The sequence below is a fragment of the Sphingopyxis sp. MC1 genome (assembly GCF_000371385.1).
GTDB lineage: Bacteria > Pseudomonadota > Alphaproteobacteria > Sphingomonadales > Sphingomonadaceae > Sphingopyxis > Sphingopyxis terrae.
In genome coordinates this window covers 123,857-137,281 of record NZ_AOUN01000003.1, presented here as the reverse complement: position 1 = coordinate 137,281, position 13,425 = coordinate 123,857, and the positions used below count along the sequence as shown (strand labels likewise).

General features: G+C 66.7%; 18 protein-coding genes. 6 read left to right on the top strand and 12 right to left on the bottom strand.

The features are described from left to right. Positions 1-237: 237 nt before the first annotated feature. A complete protein-coding gene (locus EBMC1_RS18915) occupies positions 238-1,035 on the top strand; it encodes a cold-shock protein (protein WP_003041246.1) in 798 nt (265 codons plus the stop codon). Between the two features lie 78 nt (positions 1,036-1,113). Here EBMC1_RS18915 and EBMC1_RS04435 read toward each other — a convergent pair whose 3' ends face one another. The 3 genes from EBMC1_RS04435 to EBMC1_RS04425 all read right to left on the bottom strand — a co-directional run bounded on the left by EBMC1_RS04435 (position 1,114) and on the right by EBMC1_RS04425 (position 2,757). Beyond that, on the bottom strand, positions 1,114-1,566 hold the full coding sequence (locus EBMC1_RS04435) for a Dps family protein (protein WP_003041243.1): 453 nt from the start codon (positions 1,564-1,566) through the stop codon (positions 1,114-1,116). A 123-nt stretch (positions 1,567-1,689) separates the two neighbouring features. Next, positions 1,690-2,253, bottom strand: a complete 564-nt coding sequence (locus tag EBMC1_RS04430) for a hypothetical protein (protein WP_003041241.1) — start codon at positions 2,251-2,253, stop codon at positions 1,690-1,692. Between the two features lie 108 nt (positions 2,254-2,361). Beyond that, a complete protein-coding gene (locus EBMC1_RS04425) occupies positions 2,362-2,757 on the bottom strand; it encodes a YkvA family protein (RefSeq protein WP_156000969.1) in 396 nt (131 codons plus the stop codon). 24 nt (positions 2,758-2,781) lie between these two features. Between EBMC1_RS04425 and EBMC1_RS04420 the strand changes: the two genes are divergently transcribed. Then, positions 2,782-3,768: a dipeptide epimerase gene (locus EBMC1_RS04420; RefSeq protein ID WP_003041235.1), complete on the top strand. Its 987-nt coding sequence runs from the start codon at positions 2,782-2,784 to the stop codon at positions 3,766-3,768. Positions 3,769-3,818: 50 nt separating this feature from the next. Beyond that, positions 3,819-4,301, top strand: coding sequence for a MarR family winged helix-turn-helix transcriptional regulator (locus EBMC1_RS17740; protein ID WP_051066338.1), 483 nt, complete (start codon positions 3,819-3,821; stop codon positions 4,299-4,301). Here the strand turns inward: EBMC1_RS17740 and EBMC1_RS04410 are convergent. After that, positions 4,298-4,762, bottom strand: a complete 465-nt coding sequence (locus tag EBMC1_RS04410; RefSeq protein WP_003041229.1) for a pyridoxamine 5'-phosphate oxidase family protein — start codon at positions 4,760-4,762, stop codon at positions 4,298-4,300. The two genes, EBMC1_RS17740 and EBMC1_RS04410, sit on opposite strands and share 4 nt — an antisense overlap. A 62-nt stretch (positions 4,763-4,824) precedes the next feature. Beyond that, positions 4,825-5,220, bottom strand: coding sequence for a VOC family protein (locus EBMC1_RS04405; protein ID WP_003041225.1), 396 nt, complete (start codon positions 5,218-5,220; stop codon positions 4,825-4,827). 88 nt (positions 5,221-5,308) lie between these two features. Here EBMC1_RS04405 and soxR point away from each other — a divergent pair, with 88 nt between their 5' ends. Continuing rightward, positions 5,309-5,779, top strand: coding sequence for a redox-sensitive transcriptional activator SoxR (soxR, locus tag EBMC1_RS04400; RefSeq protein ID WP_003041223.1), 471 nt, complete (start codon positions 5,309-5,311; stop codon positions 5,777-5,779). Between the two features lie 60 nt (positions 5,780-5,839). Here the strand turns inward: soxR and EBMC1_RS04395 are convergent, their stop codons facing one another. Beyond that, positions 5,840-6,145, bottom strand: a complete 306-nt coding sequence (locus EBMC1_RS04395; RefSeq protein WP_003041220.1) for a hypothetical protein — start codon at positions 6,143-6,145, stop codon at positions 5,840-5,842. 173 nt (positions 6,146-6,318) lie between these two features. On the opposite strand from EBMC1_RS04395, the gene EBMC1_RS04390 reads away from it, so the two are divergent. Both EBMC1_RS04390 and aqpZ read left to right on the top strand, forming a co-directional pair. After that, on the top strand, positions 6,319-7,602 hold the full coding sequence (locus EBMC1_RS04390; protein WP_003041216.1) for a methyl-accepting chemotaxis protein: 1,284 nt from the start codon (positions 6,319-6,321) through the stop codon (positions 7,600-7,602). Between the two features lie 109 nt (positions 7,603-7,711). Continuing rightward, positions 7,712-8,437, top strand: coding sequence for an aquaporin Z (aqpZ, locus tag EBMC1_RS04385; protein WP_003041215.1), 726 nt, complete (start codon positions 7,712-7,714; stop codon positions 8,435-8,437). A 48-nt stretch (positions 8,438-8,485) separates the two neighbouring features. Here aqpZ and galU read toward each other — a convergent pair whose 3' ends face one another. The 6 genes from galU to EBMC1_RS04355 all read right to left on the bottom strand — a co-directional run bounded on the left by galU (position 8,486) and on the right by EBMC1_RS04355 (position 13,395). Then, on the bottom strand, positions 8,486-9,349 hold the full coding sequence (galU, locus tag EBMC1_RS04380) for a UTP--glucose-1-phosphate uridylyltransferase GalU (RefSeq protein ID WP_003041212.1): 864 nt from the start codon (positions 9,347-9,349) through the stop codon (positions 8,486-8,488). Positions 9,350-9,403: 54 nt separating this feature from the next. Further along, positions 9,404-9,913 carry an OmpA family protein gene (locus EBMC1_RS04375; protein WP_003041208.1) on the bottom strand — a complete coding sequence of 170 codons (510 nt, stop codon included), beginning with the start codon at positions 9,911-9,913 and terminating at the stop codon, positions 9,404-9,406. Positions 9,914-9,933: 20 nt separating this feature from the next. Continuing rightward, on the bottom strand, positions 9,934-11,142 hold the full coding sequence (locus EBMC1_RS04370; RefSeq protein WP_003041205.1) for a diguanylate cyclase domain-containing protein: 1,209 nt from the start codon (positions 11,140-11,142) through the stop codon (positions 9,934-9,936). Then, positions 11,139-11,681, bottom strand: a complete 543-nt coding sequence (locus EBMC1_RS04365) for a YfiR family protein (RefSeq protein WP_156000967.1) — start codon at positions 11,679-11,681, stop codon at positions 11,139-11,141. The genes EBMC1_RS04370 and EBMC1_RS04365 overlap by 4 nt, the downstream gene beginning before the upstream one ends. 140 nt (positions 11,682-11,821) lie before the next feature. Further along, the gene (msrA, locus tag EBMC1_RS04360) at positions 11,822-12,355 is read right to left on the bottom strand and encodes a peptide-methionine (S)-S-oxide reductase MsrA (protein ID WP_003041200.1); all 534 of its coding nucleotides are present in this window, start codon (positions 12,353-12,355) and stop codon (positions 11,822-11,824) included. A gap of 68 nt (positions 12,356-12,423) precedes the next feature. Beyond that, entirely contained in the window at positions 12,424-13,395 is a 972-nt protein-coding gene (locus tag EBMC1_RS04355; protein WP_003041199.1) for a M48 family metallopeptidase, read from the bottom strand. Positions 13,396-13,425: the final 30 nt, after the last annotated feature.

Genomic DNA, 13,425 nt, shown 5'->3' with positions numbered 1-13,425 from the left:
GGCGGCGCTCAATGACTGGTTTTCGCGGCGCCGCCCCTCGGCGCCAGCGCTACGGCAAAGCTTGGAAATCCGCCGATCGCGGCTTTGAATTTTCTGTTCGCAGATGCCGTTCATATAGGTTATATATTGCGCCGTTAGCGGCACGGGGCGAGTCTGTGCCCATGGTGAACTGCGTCCCCGTCCGGCGCAAGGAGCCGGTTCAATCGGGTGTGGACGACCGAAAGCGACTACTAAGCAATGAGTTTCAACAAGGATCGCCGTGGCCATCGCGGACGCGGCAAGCGCGACGACTTCGGCAATTTCGACAGTTTCGAACCGGCACCTTATGGCGGCGGCGGCTTTGGCGGTGGCGACCGCGGTGGTTTCGGTGATCGCGGCGGCTTCGGTGGCGGCGATCGTGCCGGCGGCGATCGTGGTGGTGGTTTCGGCGGTGGCGATCGCGGCGGCTTCGCCGGCGGCGGCCGCGGCGGCTTTGGCGGTGGCGGCGGCGGTGCCCGCGGCGGCATGCCGGCACAGGTCGTCGGCGAAGGCCAGGGCCAGGTGAAATTCTTCAACCCTTCAAAGGGCTTTGGCTTCATCGCGCGCGACGATGGCGGTGAAGACGTGTTCGTGCACATCAGCGCGGTCGAACAGGCGGGGCTGCAGGGCCTCGCATCGGGTCAGCCGCTCGGTTTCACGCTCGTCGAACGCAACGGCAAGGTGTCGGCCATCGATCTCAAGATCGAAGGCGAACCAATGCCTGTCGAGGACTTCGCCCCGCGTCCGCGCGAGGATCGTCCCGCTGCGGGCGGTGCGCGCGGCCGGCGTCAGCTGACCGGCGAACGCACGTCGGGCACGGTGAAATTCTTCAACACGACCAAGGGTTTCGGCTTCATCGCGCGCGATGACGGACAGGCGGATGCCTTCGTCCACGTCAGCGCGGTGCAACGCGCCGGCATGGCGGGCCTCGAAGAAGGCGACCGCGTCGCTTTCGACATCGAGGTCGATGATCGCGGCAAATTCGCCGCGGTGAACCTCCAGCCGACGCAGGACTGATTCGGCGTCCACCGGATGAACGAAGGGCGGCCCCGCAAAGGGCCGCCCTTTTTCGTTAGCGGTGGTCTGCGCAGCCCCTCAGGCGAGGGTGGACTTGAGGAACCAGATACGCTGCTGCGTTTCGTCCGCCCAGCCATCGACCAGGCCGCTCGTCGCAATGTCGCCATCGGCTTCGGCCGCCGTCTTGGCATCCTTGAGCTGCGCGAGCAGTGTCTCGTTATCGGCGGCAAGGTTGCGCACCATCGTTTCTGCGTCGACGCTCGCTGCGTCGTCGTCCTTGATCGACTGGTGACGGCTGATGTCGCCGATTGAGCGGAGCGTCGCCGCGCCATTCTTGCGCACACGCTCGGCGATCAGGTCGGTCGTCGCGAGGATCTGGGCCGCCTGCTCGTCGAACAGAAGGTGCAGGCTGCGAAAACTGGGCCCCTTGACGTGCCAGTGATAATTTTTGGTCTTCAGATAGAGCGCGAAACTGTCGGCGAGCAGCGCGTTCAGCGCATCCGCAACGGCAGGCTGATTCTTGTTGGACATGGGAAAGCCTCCTTTTTCTGCTTCCTGGCCAATATAGTGCCGCAGCGGCAAAGCTGCCCATGAAGCCTGTTCGATGCTGTGATCGATAAAATCGATTATTGGGCGCCGTAATCGGATTTTCTATCAGAGACCGAAGGCGCGCATCGCGGTGTTGAGGCCCCATAGCGCGAGAATCGCGGCGCTCATCAATCGGGCGATCCGTGCCGCGGCCTGATCGGCGAGCGCGGCGCCAAAGGCGAGGAACGGGACCAGCGAAAGCGTCCAGCCGATCAGCCCCCCCGCGGCCGCCCACAGCCCGGCGCCACTCGTCGCCGCCAGCGCGCCGATCAGGAAATGGCTGCGGTCGCCGAGTTGAGCCAGAAACAGCCGTGCCGCGAGCGAGGGCAACGGAGCTTCCTCCAGACTCTGGACCGCCGGGCCGAGGCGCCCCCGCCAGACGAGCGCGACCGCCGCACCGAGCAACGCGAAGGCGAGCAGCAGCGCCACGATACCCTGACCGATCACCCGGTTTGCTGCCGTCCCCGCGACCGCCGCGATGGTCGCATTGGCCACAAAGGCGGCAAAGGCAATCGCGACGACGGCGCGGCGATCCCCGCGCGCCGCCATCACCTGCGACAGCAAACGTCCGGTTCGGCCATCGGCATTGGCAAGCAATACTGCGACGAGGGCAAGCATGATGGCATCCATGACGACCAGCCTACTCCAGCTTTGGTGGCGAAGAAACGGGGCGGCAGAAGCATGGCATGGCGGGGAGGACGCGCAAGCCCGCCGCTTCCCCGTTTCGAATCCCGCCCGTCAATGCCAAGGCGAGGTCCGAACCGCCCAATAGACGAGGTAGAGCAGCCCTGCCCACAACAGAAGGATGAAGGCCATGCCCCCGCGGCTCGAAGGGCGCTCGCTCGTAAGCTCCGCCGCTGCATGCAATTCGCTCCACAGCGGATCGGGGATCATCTGTCGGACCAGCCACAGACCCGCCGGGACGATCAGCAGATCGTCGAGCCAGCCGAGTACAGGGACGAAATCGGGTATCAGATCGATCGGCGACAGCGCATAGGCGGCGACGGCGACCGCCAGCAGCTTGGCAATCAGCGGCGTCCGCGGGTCGCGCGCGGCGAGCCACGCGGCGTGCGCCTCGACGGCGAGTCGGTGACCCAGATCGCCAATGCGTTCGGAAAGGGATTTGCCCGTCATCGCGCCGCACATTAGTCTTCCTGCATGGCTATCCAACTGAAAAGCGCACGCGTCGAGCGGTGGCCCGTCGCGGGCGAATTCGTCATCAGCCGCGGTGCAAGCGACCATGTCGATGTCGTCGTCGCCGAAGTCGAGGAGGACGGCGTCGTCGGGCGCGGCGAAGGAACGCCGATCTATTATCAGGGCGAGGACGCAGCCGGCTGCCGCGACGCCCTGTTGCGCGTCATGCCGCATCTCGCGGGGCTGGGCGCGGCGGCCGCGCGGGCAGCGGTGCAGGAATTGATGGGGGCGGGTGCCGCGCGCAACGCGATCGACTGTGCGCTGTGGGATCTCGAAGCGCGCCAGCGCGCGGTCCCGTTGTGGCAGCTTGCCGGCTGCGAAGCGCCGGCGCCGCGCGTCACCGCCTTCACCATTTCGCTCGGCGGCCCTGGCACGATGGCGGCGCGAACCGAGGAAGCGGTGACGGCGGGCTATCGCCTGTTCAAGATCAAGCTGGCCGGCGACGCCGAAGATCGCGCGCGCGTTGCGGCGGTGCGCGGGGCGGCGCCCGGCGCCCGCCTGATCGTCGATGCGAATGAGAGCTGGGGCGCGCTCGACCTGCTTGCCGAGGCCGAGGCGCTCGCCGAGCTCGGAGTCGAAATGATCGAGCAACCGGTGCCGGTCGGCACCGACGTGCTGCTCGACGGCATTTATGCCCCCCTGCCGTTCATCGCCGATGAAAGCTGCCATGTCGCTGCCGATGTGCCGCGCATCGGGGCCTTTTACGACGGCGTGAACATCAAGCTCGACAAGGCGGGCGGGCTGACCGAGGCACTCAAGCTGGCCGATGCCGCCGACGCGGCGGGTCTGAGCATCATGGTCGGCTGCATGCTGTCGACAAGCCTGGCGATTGCGCCGGCGTTTCTGCTCGCGCAGCGGGCGCGATGGGTCGACCTCGACGGCCCCGCCTTGCTGGCGCGCGATCGCGCCGATGGATTCTGCTTCGCCAATGGCGAAATTAGTCCAATTTAATGATAGTAAATCATATTGACTAAATGACCGAAGCGGGAAATATTCGCCGAATGAGCAATTCGGACGCCGCCCGTCACCGCGAGATCGTTATGCCCGCCCTTCTGCGCCATGCGCGCACCATCTATGGCGGAGCGATGCGGCGGGCGCTTGATCGCGCCGGATTTGACGACATTCCTGCCAATGGCCTCTATGTGATCGGCGGCCTCGCGCTGGGGGCGGAGGAGGTGCCGCTGGGGACTCTGATCCGCGATCTGCGCATATCGAAGCAGGCGGCGGGGCAGCTTGTCGATACGCTCGTCATGCGCGGCTATCTGGAGCGCCAGGCCGATCCCGCCGACCGGCGCCGGCTGGTCGTGCGCCTGACCGAGCGCGGCGCCGAAGCCGCGACAATCCAAGGCAAGGCGCGCGATGCCATCGACGCGAAGCTCGCGGCGCGGGTCGGCGCCGAGGACATCGCCGCAGCGCGGCGTGTCCTCTATGTGCTGGTCGAGATGGGGATCGAGGCCCGCGAGCGCGAGCCGGCTTCGTCCTAGAGCGCCACCTCGGCATGGCTGCCGAGTTCGCCTTCCTTTACCGTCGATCCGGTCATCAGGCGGAACAGCCCCTTGATCCCCGCCTCTGCGGTCCAGATTTCGGCATCGTCGAGATCGAAGCGCAGCATCAGCAGGTCCGGGTCGTCCTTGCCGCCTTCGTACCAGGCCTCGACCGGCTTCGACCAATATTTGTCGATCGTCGCACGGTCGGTCACCGGGGTCAGCGTGCCGGAGACGCATGCGAACAGGTCATGCCCCTTGGCGACATATTGGGCCATCGCGCGCCCGCCGGCGGCGAGACGGCCGCTCTTGGCGTGGAAAAAATGGAAATAGCCGTCATTGTCCTTGTCGAGCTGCGCCGTCATCGGGATCGCGTGGGCGTGACCGGCGTCAAGCGCGACCATCAGATAGGGATTGTCGGCGAGTTCCTTCCAGAAACGCTGTTTGATATCTTTGCTCATCGGGGAGGCTCCTTTCTGCTTGTGCCATGCTAACGCGCGGAGCCGCCCCGATGTTGCGCGCTTCAGCGCGCGGCCCGCGCGGCGTAGCTCACCACCTCATATTCGATGCCGTCCGGGTCGAAGAAATAGAAGCGGCGGCCGGGTTCATAATCGCCGTGATTGAAGGGGCGCAAACCGGCATCGACCACTTTCGCCTCGATCGCATCGAGATCGTCGACTTGGATGCCGACATGGTTGAGCGGTTCGCCTTTCGCGAAATGCGCGTTCGCATGAAGGCCGTCGGGACCGGTGTAGAGTGCGACATAGGCCTCGTCCGATCCAACGTGGATCGACATACCGCCATCACGCGCCGGCCCGCGCCAGCGTTCGTGCCAGCCGAAGATTCGCGCCATCAGCGCGGCGCTGCGTTCGGGGTCACTGACGGTCAGATTCACATGTTCGATAAAGGGATGCGCCATGGGCTGAAACTCCTGATTCGGGTTGACGCACACCAATATGAAAGCTCAACCAAGCTTTAGATCAAGCATATTATGCAAAGGGGCTTTCGTGCACCGCACCGACCTTCTGCCCATCGGCGAGCTTGCCGCACGAACCGGCGTCGCGATGTCGGCGATCCGTTTCTACGAAGCGAAGGGGCTGATCGCGTCGCTGCGCACCGCGGGCGGGCAACGGCGCTTTCTGCGTGCGGACACGCGGCGCCTGTCGTTCATCCTGATTGCGCAGCAGATGGGGCTCAGCCTCGACGAGATCGCGGCGGAACTGGCGCGCCTCCCTTCGGAACGTACCCCCAATGCCGCCGACTGGCGCCGGATCAGCACCGGCCTGCGCGCGCGGATCGACGCGCAGATCGCGGCGCTCGAACGGACACGCGATCTGCTCGACGGTTGTATCGGTTGCGGTTGCCTGAGCCTCAAGAAATGCGGACTTTATAACGCGCGCGACAAGGCGGCGCAGCGCGGCGCCGGGCCGCGCTATCTGCTGGGCGACCGATCGGGCGATATTGCCGAAGCGCGATAGCGCGCGTGGCGGCGGCAACTATTCGGTTGCCGCAACGGACGCGGCCGGGTCGCGCCGGGGCTACATCGGTTCGGCCATCACCGCTTCGATTTCATGGTTCAGCACTTCGGCACGGCGGCATTGCTCATGATCGCCGCGCTCGCATTTGTCGGTCGCCTTGTCGCGCTGGCGCGAAAGCTTGCCCAACCTCTCCTCGCGTTCGCGCATCGCCCGGCCGCGGTTGCGGTCGGCCTCGTCCTGGCTGGTGGTCGACCAGTCGACGACCTGTCCCGCGGCCTTCACCGGCGCGGTGACGACCGATTTCACGGTGCTTACACAGCCCGCCAGCAAGGGCAGCGCCAGCATCGCCCCGAACCATATCCGCATCGTCCTTCTCCTCGGCGTCCGGCGTTGCACATTGCCGCAGCAATGGCCAGCGGCTTGCGGCCAAAAGTGCAGCCTTTCGGCGCTTCTGTCATATCACTGAAACAAATGGTTAAATTCGAATTTACTCTCTTGGCCTAGGTCGCCCTGCATCGCTTTGCAGTCAAGAGAGACAGATGACGCCCCCCGATCCGCTATTGGCCCCCGCGACCGGACATTCGATGGCGATCGCGCACGATGCGCATCTGTCGGCGGTGATCGACATTTTCCGGGCGCAGCCGCAGTTGCGCGTCCTGACGATCGTCGACGCGGCGGGGCAGCCGGTCGGGATCGTGCGCGAACAGCGGGTGCGCGAGCTGCTCTTTTGTCCCTATTGGTTTTCGCTGATGCAAAACCCGTCGATCGGGGGATCGATCGCCTCGCTCATCGATCCGTGCCAGATCGCCGACGTCGGCGAGAGTACCGCCGCGCTGCTCCGGATCGCGGCGCAGTCGGCGGCGCAGGAACTTGTGCTTGTCGATCGCGGGCGCTTCGTCGAAACGCTCGACGCGGCGCAATTGTCGAAGCTGGCGATGTTGCGCGAGATCGAGGTGGCACAGGAGCGCAGCGCGCGCGCCGCGACGGTCGAAGCAAGCGGGCGCCGCTTCGAACAGGATATCAGCGCGCTGACCGCGACGCTCGCCGAGATGGCGCGCGAGGCGGAGGCGGTGGCGCAGGGGCTGGGGATGCGCGCCGACGAGACGGGGCGCGACGCGGTGTCGGTCGCGGGCGCAACCGCCCAGACGCTCGCGGGGCTTCAGGAGCTTGGCGATCGCGGGCGCGGGCTCGCCGCCAGCATGGCGCGCATCGTCGCCGACGGCACCCGGGCGCGTGACGTGCGGCGTGACGCCCATGCGCGCGTCCGGTCGGCGAGCGAGCGGGCGACCGCGCTGCGCGAGGCGAGCCAGTCGATCGAGCATATGTTGCGCCTCATCATCGACATGGCGAGCCGCACCAACATGCTGGCGCTCAATGCCGGGATCGAGGCGGCGCGCGCGGGGGAGGCCGGGCGCGGCTTCGCCGTCGTTGCCCAGGAAGTGAAGAATCTCGCGGCGCAGACCCGTGCCGCGGCCAGCGACATTTCGCCCTTCATCAACCATATTCGCGAAATCGTCGGGCAGGTTGCCGAAGGCTTTGCCGAGGTCGAACGCGCGATCGAGGCGAACAACGCCTTTTCGGATGCCGTCGATACGGCGGTCGACGGCCAGAGCGCGACGACCCTGCTGATCGCAAGCTATGTCGAGCAGGCGGTTGCTGCAGGGAAGGAGATCGACTCGCGCGTCCATCAGATCGGCCGCCGCTCCGCGGCGGTCGGACAGGAGGCGGTGGCGCTCGGAGAATTGTCGTCGGGGCTGACGCGTGCGGCGCGATCGCTGCATCAGCGCGCGAGCCAGTTCGTCGAGACCGTCGCGGCGGCCTGAATCCCGCCGCGGGACATATGGTTTACAAAGACTTGCCGGGGGCATCGGCTGTGATAGGTTGCTCCCGCGCCCGCGGCGCTTCCGGCCCCGGGAGGGAGGGAGGGTCCATATGACCAATATGCAAAAGGGTCTGGCCGAGTTTATCGGCACATTCTGGCTTGTCTTCGGCGGTTGCGGCAGCGCGGTTCTGGCGGCGGCCTTTCCCGATGTCGGCATCGGATTGCTCGGCGTCGCGCTCGCCTTCGGCCTGACGGTCGTCACCATGGCCTATGCCATCGGCCATATCTCGGGCTGTCATCTGAACCCCGCGGTCACGGTCGGCCTGTGGGCCGGCGGCCGCTTCCAGTCGCGCGACATTCCGCTCTATGTCGTCGCGCAGGTGCTGGGCGCGATCGTCGCCGCTTTTCTTCTCTATTATATCGCAAGCGGAAATCCCGATTTCGATCTTGCGACCAAGGGCCTCGCCGCCAACGGTTTCGGCGACGGCTCGCCCGGCCATTACGACATCTGGTCGGCGCTGATTATCGAGGTCGTGCTGACCGCGGGTTTCCTGTGGGTCATCATGGGATCGACCGACGGCCGCGCACCCGCGGGTTTCGCGCCGCTGGCCATCGGCCTCGCGCTCACGCTCATCCACCTCATCTCGATCCCGGTGACCAACACCTCGGTCAATCCCGCGCGCAGCACCGGCCCGGCGCTCGTGGTCGGCGGGCTGGCGCTTCAGCAGCTCTGGCTGTTCTGGCTCGCACCGCTCGCCGGCGGGCTTGCCGGGGGCTGGCTCTACAAGACGCTGGGCGCCGATCGCTTTCCCAAGCCCGATATCGAGGGCGAATGACGAACGGACCGGCGGGGCGCGTCCCCGCCGGTTTCCGCCCTGCGCTTCCTATTTGAGCAGATCGAGCGCGAAGGCGCGCACATCGGCGGCCATGTCGGGGCGTTCGAGCGCGATCGCCAGATTGGCCTGAATATAGCCGGCCTTCGATCCGCAGTCGTAGCGGGCGCCGTCGAAGGTGACCGCGTGAAAGGGCTGCCGCCCGATCATCGTCGCCATGGCGTCGGTGAGCTGGATTTCGCCGCCTGCGCCCTTTTCCTGGCTTTCAAGCACGCGCATGACGTCGGGCTGGAGGATATAGCGGCCCGAGATGATGAGGTTCGACGGGGCGTCGTCGATCGCGGGCTTTTCGACAAGGCCGCGCACCTCGGTCAAGGCGCCCTCGGCGCGGCCCGGCGCGATCACGCCATAGCTCGACACCTGTTCGTGCGGCACTTCGAGCACCGAGATCAGATTGCCGCCAACCTTGTGATAGGCATCGACCATCTGCTTCATGCAGCCGGGGCTGCCGTGCATGAATTCGTCGGGCAGGAAGATCGCGAAGGGTTCGTCGCCGACGATGTCGCGGGCGCACCAGATCGCGTGGCCCAGCCCCATCGGCTCCTGCTGGCGGACATAGGCGCAATTGCCGGGACCGAGCCGCGTGGGTTCCAGCACCGACAAATCCTTGCCGCGTTCGGACATCGTGCGTTCGAGTTCGAAGGCGATGTCGAAATGATCCTCGATCGCGCTCTTGCCGCGGCCGGTGACGAAGATCATCTGCTCGATCCCCGCCTCGCGCGCCTCGTCGACCGCATATTGGATCAGCGGCCGGTCGACGACAGGCAGCATTTCCTTGGGGATCGCCTTGGTCGCAGGCAGGAAGCGCGTGCCGAGGCCGGCGACGGGAAAGACGGCTTTGCGGATCGGTTTCATGGCCGGGCTCTTAGCGGGGATCGGGCGGTGTGGAAAGGCAGGGCCGACGGCGGTTCAGGGCGTCACGATGATGACGACGCGGCGATTGTCCTGCCGGCCTTCGGGCGTATCGTTCGGCGACAGCGGCATGGTTTCACCGCGCCCGATAATCTGGCCGGGGGCGAATTGCATTCCGCCCGCGATCAGCGGCGCGGCAACGGCCTGGGCCCGGGCTTCGGAGAGCTTCTGGTTATAGTCGGTTGCCCCTACCGAATCGGTGTGGCCTTCGACGCGCGCGCCGGGGATGCCGACCGCGATCAAACGCTGCGCGAGCTTGCCGAGCCGTTCGGTCTGTTCGGGCTGGATCGCGCTTTCGTTGGTCGCGAACAGCAGGCGATCGGCCATCGTGAGCTGCCAGCTGTCGTCGGTGGCCGCGGGGGCGGGGATGAAGCCTTCTTCCTTCAGCACCGCGATCTGTGCGGCATTGAAGCCCTTTGGCGCCGGCATGCTCTGGCACGCTGCGAGCAATGCGGCGACGGCCAGCGCGAACAGGGTGCGAAGGTGGCGGGGGGCGGCATGGGTCATTGCAGGTCTCCGGGGGGTCGTCATTTCGAGAGCTTGCCGAGCTTGTCGGCATACATGGCGGCATCCGCCGCGGTCAGCAGCGCGGTGGGATCGGTGCCGTCGGCAGGATGCACGGCAACCCCGATGCTGACCGACAGGCGGTAGCTGTCGCCGCCGGGCAGCGTGATCGGATCGGCGATGGCCGCGCGAAGGCGCTCGGCGAGCGAGTCGGGTTGTGCGTCATGTCCGGCCGGATCGACGATCATCACGAATTCGTCGCCGCCGATGCGCGCGGCGAAATCGCCCGGGTGAAGCAGTGCCTTGATCCGCTGCGACAGCGCCACAAGCACCGCGTCGCCGGCGGCGTGACCAAAGCCGTCATTCACCGCCTTGAAATTATCGGCATCGATGAACAGCAGCGCAAAGCGGGCGGCACCCGCAGCCAGCCGCGCCGCCAGCGCTTCGTCGAACGCCGCGCGGTTAGGCAGCGCGGTGAGCGGATCGTGGGAGGCGCGGTGGGCGAGCAGCGCCTTTTCGCTTTCCATATGCCCCTGCCAGCCCTGCAGCTCGTCGAGCAGCGCGTTGATGTCGCCGCCGAGCCGGTCGAGTTCGGCAATGCCGAGCCCCTGTACCCTTTTGTCGAAACGGCGGTGCAGCCGGACGTCGTGCGCGACGGTTGCAATCTCTCCGAGCGGCTTGACCAGCTCATATTCGAAGCGCCGGGCGAGGATGACCGTGCCGATCGCGGTAATGAGCAGGCAGGCGAGGCCGGCGAGCAGGCCAAGCCGTACATAATGGGTCAGCGTCGAACTGTCGCCCCACACCTCGATCGTCCCGATCACCGACCCGTTGCGCTGGACGGTGGTCGCAAAGGGCCGCGGAAAGAAAAAGCCCGTGAGCATCGGCATCGCATCGCCGTGCGGCGACACCCATTCGGTGAGCAGCCGTCCCTTGTCGTCGAGCACGCGCAAGCGCGCGATGCCGGGTATCCTGGTGAGCGGCTGCAACCCCTCGCGCGCCGCCTGCGGATCGTTGAAGACGAGCGCGGGTTCGACGCCATAGGCCGCGACCTGCGCCGCCAGTTCCATATTGCGGTCGGCATAGCCGCGCAGCGTCGTGATCCCGGCGAGCAGGATCGTGATCCCCGACAGCGCGACCGCGAGTAGCGTGACCCCGAAGTGAAAGCGCGACAGCAGCTTTTGCAGGGTCGTGCGCGCGCCGCTGCGTTCGGGGGCGGGGGACGGCGTCATCGCGGTCCTCCGTCGCTGCCGATCTTGAGCACGCGCGGATCGACGCGCACCGTGCCGCGGCCGATCGAATCGAGATTGACCGAAAAGCTGAGCCGCTGACCCTGCGCGTTCAGGCAGAACATCGCGCCGAGGTTGCAGTTGCTGTCGTCGTCGGTGACCGTGAGCACCGCCTTTCCGCGCACCCAGCCGATCAGCCGCTGCCGGTCGACCGCCGGCATTTGCCCGAGATAGAGCATGTGACAGCCCGCGCCGCCGATTGCCGCTGCGGCGCTGACGCGCCGGACGCTCACCGATCCGCGGCCGGGCAGATCGGGCGCCGGACGTTCGGTCAGGCGCGGGGTGCCGATGACGCACATGGTGCGCGGGGCGCCCGGCGCCTCGTTCGGCCATGTCGCATAGGTCACGATGCCGCCGAGCATGCGGTTGACCGCCAGCGCCATGCCACCCGGACTGTCGTCCACGACAGTTTGCGCCGCCGCCTGCATGGCGAGCTGCGGCGCCGTCATCGACGAGCCGATCAGGAGCAATGGTATCAGCACGCTGTAGCGGTCCCCACCTCGGAAGGGGGTGATCCTGCCCCCGCGAGGCGGCGTCCGCTAGAGAAAAGCGCCGCTAAGTCAAGGAAAAGTGACGCCATGCGGCCATATTGCAACAGTCGGCCGCCCGTCTTTCGATGGCTTCAGGCCTCGCGCAGCCGCCCTGAAAACCCCTTGCGCAGCTTTGCGAGCTTGGGCGGGATCACGGCCATGCAATAGGGATTGCGCTGGCCTTCGCCGTCCCAATAGTCCTGATGATAATCCTCGGCGGGATACCAGGTCGACGCCGGTTCGATGCGCGTCACGATCGGCGCGGGCCAATCGGGCTGCGCGCGCGCGATTGCGGCCTCGACCGCCGCCGCCTGCGTTTCGTCGAGCGGAAAGACGGCGCTGCGATATTGGGTGCCGATGTCGTTGCCCTGGCGATTGAGCTGCGTCGGATCGTGCGTCGCGAAGAACACGTCGAGCAGATCGGCGTAGGAAATGGCCGCCGGATCATATCCGATGCGGATCGCCTCGGCATGCCCCGTATCGCCGCTGCACACCTGCTTGTAGGTCGGATTGGCGACCGATCCGCCGATATAGCCGCTTTCGACGCTTTCGACGCCCGCCAGCGATTTGAACACCGCTTCGGTGCACCAGAAGCAGCCTCCGGCGAAAATGGCGGTCTCTGTCATCGCGTCGATCCTTTGATGGGGTGGGCCTTTGATGGGGTAGGAGACGCCCAGATAGGGTCGGGCGCCTTCTATTCCAAGGGCGGCGGCGCGCTGGTGAGCGGCGGCGCGAGCGGCTGGCCCGCGGCGCGCTGCGCGTCGATCGCCCGAACCTCCCTTTCGATCGAGGCGGCGCGGTCCTGCCATCGGGGGTGAGTTCCCGCCTGAAGCAGCGGACGGCCGGCACGTTGGCCGAAAGCGGTCCAGAAGCGGACTGCTGCGCGCGGGTCATAGCCGGCATTCGCCATCAGCCAGGGCGACAGGCGATCGGCTTCGATCTCGGTCTGCTTGAACAGCCGCGCATTGCGGCCGAACTGCTGCAACAGTCCGCGATCGACCCCCGCGGCGTCGAGCCGGGCACGATGCCCGAGAATATTATGCGCGAGTTCGTGCGCGACGGCAGCCGCCAGCTCGGCGTCGTCCTTTGCGAATTGCGCCAGCCCTGCGGAAATGACGACGAGCCGGCCGTCGGCGGCCCCGTCGGGGCGGTCGCGGGCGTCGACGCGGAAATCGGTCGCGCAGCCGACCACCGGTACGATCCGTACCGGAGCCTTGCCGGTGTCGAGCATGGCCGGCCGGTCGCTCGGCAGGCCTGCAAACAGCCTTTCGAGCGCGGCGATGCGGGCATAGGCGTCGCTGCCCTCGCCCTGCGGCGGCAGGGAACCGGCAAGGCCTTGCACCAGGCTCCCCGCATGCAGCCCGGCGGCGGCAGCGGGCGAGCCCGCGGCGACCGCGGCGAGGAAAGGCGTGTCGGTGTCTGCGGCGCCGTAGGCGGCCTCGGCAGCCGGGCGCTGCGCGTCGGAATAAAGCCGCGGATCGCCCCACAGCCAGCCGAACTGCGGCTGGACCCTCGCGCACCATGGCGCATTGCCCGTCGTCAGGCGGTAGCCGATGGTCGCGACGCGCGCCTCGAGCGCCGCGAGCGCCGGATAGGGAGAGGGCTCGGCCATCGCGGCGGCGGGGGCGGAGATGGCAAGCAGAAGGGCGGCGGACAGGCGCAGCATGGGCGCCGACTTATCAGCGCCTTTCTGTCG

What these genes read in the sequence shown, in the direction of transcription:
- EBMC1_RS18915 (WP_003041246.1), top strand. Translation starts at nt 238, where the DNA reads ATGAGTTTCAACAAGGATCGCCGTGGCCATCGCGGACGCGGCAAGCGC.
- EBMC1_RS04435 (WP_003041243.1), bottom strand. Translation starts at nt 1,566, where the DNA reads ATGTCCAACAAGAATCAGCCTGCCGTTGCGGATGCGCTGAACGCGCTG.
- EBMC1_RS04430 (WP_003041241.1), bottom strand. Translation starts at nt 2,253, where the DNA reads ATGGATGCCATCATGCTTGCCCTCGTCGCAGTATTGCTTGCCAATGCC.
- EBMC1_RS04425 (WP_156000969.1), bottom strand. Translation starts at nt 2,757, where the DNA reads ATGACGGGCAAATCCCTTTCCGAACGCATTGGCGATCTGGGTCACCGA.
- EBMC1_RS04420 (WP_003041235.1), top strand. Translation starts at nt 2,782, where the DNA reads ATGGCTATCCAACTGAAAAGCGCACGCGTCGAGCGGTGGCCCGTCGCG.
- EBMC1_RS17740 (WP_051066338.1), top strand. Translation starts at nt 3,819, where the DNA reads ATGAGCAATTCGGACGCCGCCCGTCACCGCGAGATCGTTATGCCCGCC.
- EBMC1_RS04410 (WP_003041229.1), bottom strand. Translation starts at nt 4,762, where the DNA reads ATGAGCAAAGATATCAAACAGCGTTTCTGGAAGGAACTCGCCGACAAT.
- EBMC1_RS04405 (WP_003041225.1), bottom strand. Translation starts at nt 5,220, where the DNA reads ATGGCGCATCCCTTTATCGAACATGTGAATCTGACCGTCAGTGACCCC.
- EBMC1_RS04395 (WP_003041220.1), bottom strand. Translation starts at nt 6,145, where the DNA reads ATGCGGATATGGTTCGGGGCGATGCTGGCGCTGCCCTTGCTGGCGGGC.
- EBMC1_RS04390 (WP_003041216.1), top strand. Translation starts at nt 6,319, where the DNA reads ATGACGCCCCCCGATCCGCTATTGGCCCCCGCGACCGGACATTCGATG.
- aqpZ (WP_003041215.1), top strand. Translation starts at nt 7,712, where the DNA reads ATGACCAATATGCAAAAGGGTCTGGCCGAGTTTATCGGCACATTCTGG.
- galU (WP_003041212.1), bottom strand. Translation starts at nt 9,349, where the DNA reads ATGAAACCGATCCGCAAAGCCGTCTTTCCCGTCGCCGGCCTCGGCACG.
- EBMC1_RS04375 (WP_003041208.1), bottom strand. Translation starts at nt 9,913, where the DNA reads ATGACCCATGCCGCCCCCCGCCACCTTCGCACCCTGTTCGCGCTGGCC.
- EBMC1_RS04370 (WP_003041205.1), bottom strand. Translation starts at nt 11,142, where the DNA reads ATGACGCCGTCCCCCGCCCCCGAACGCAGCGGCGCGCGCACGACCCTG.
- msrA (WP_003041200.1), bottom strand. Translation starts at nt 12,355, where the DNA reads ATGACAGAGACCGCCATTTTCGCCGGAGGCTGCTTCTGGTGCACCGAA.
- EBMC1_RS04355 (WP_003041199.1), bottom strand. Translation starts at nt 13,395, where the DNA reads ATGCTGCGCCTGTCCGCCGCCCTTCTGCTTGCCATCTCCGCCCCCGCC.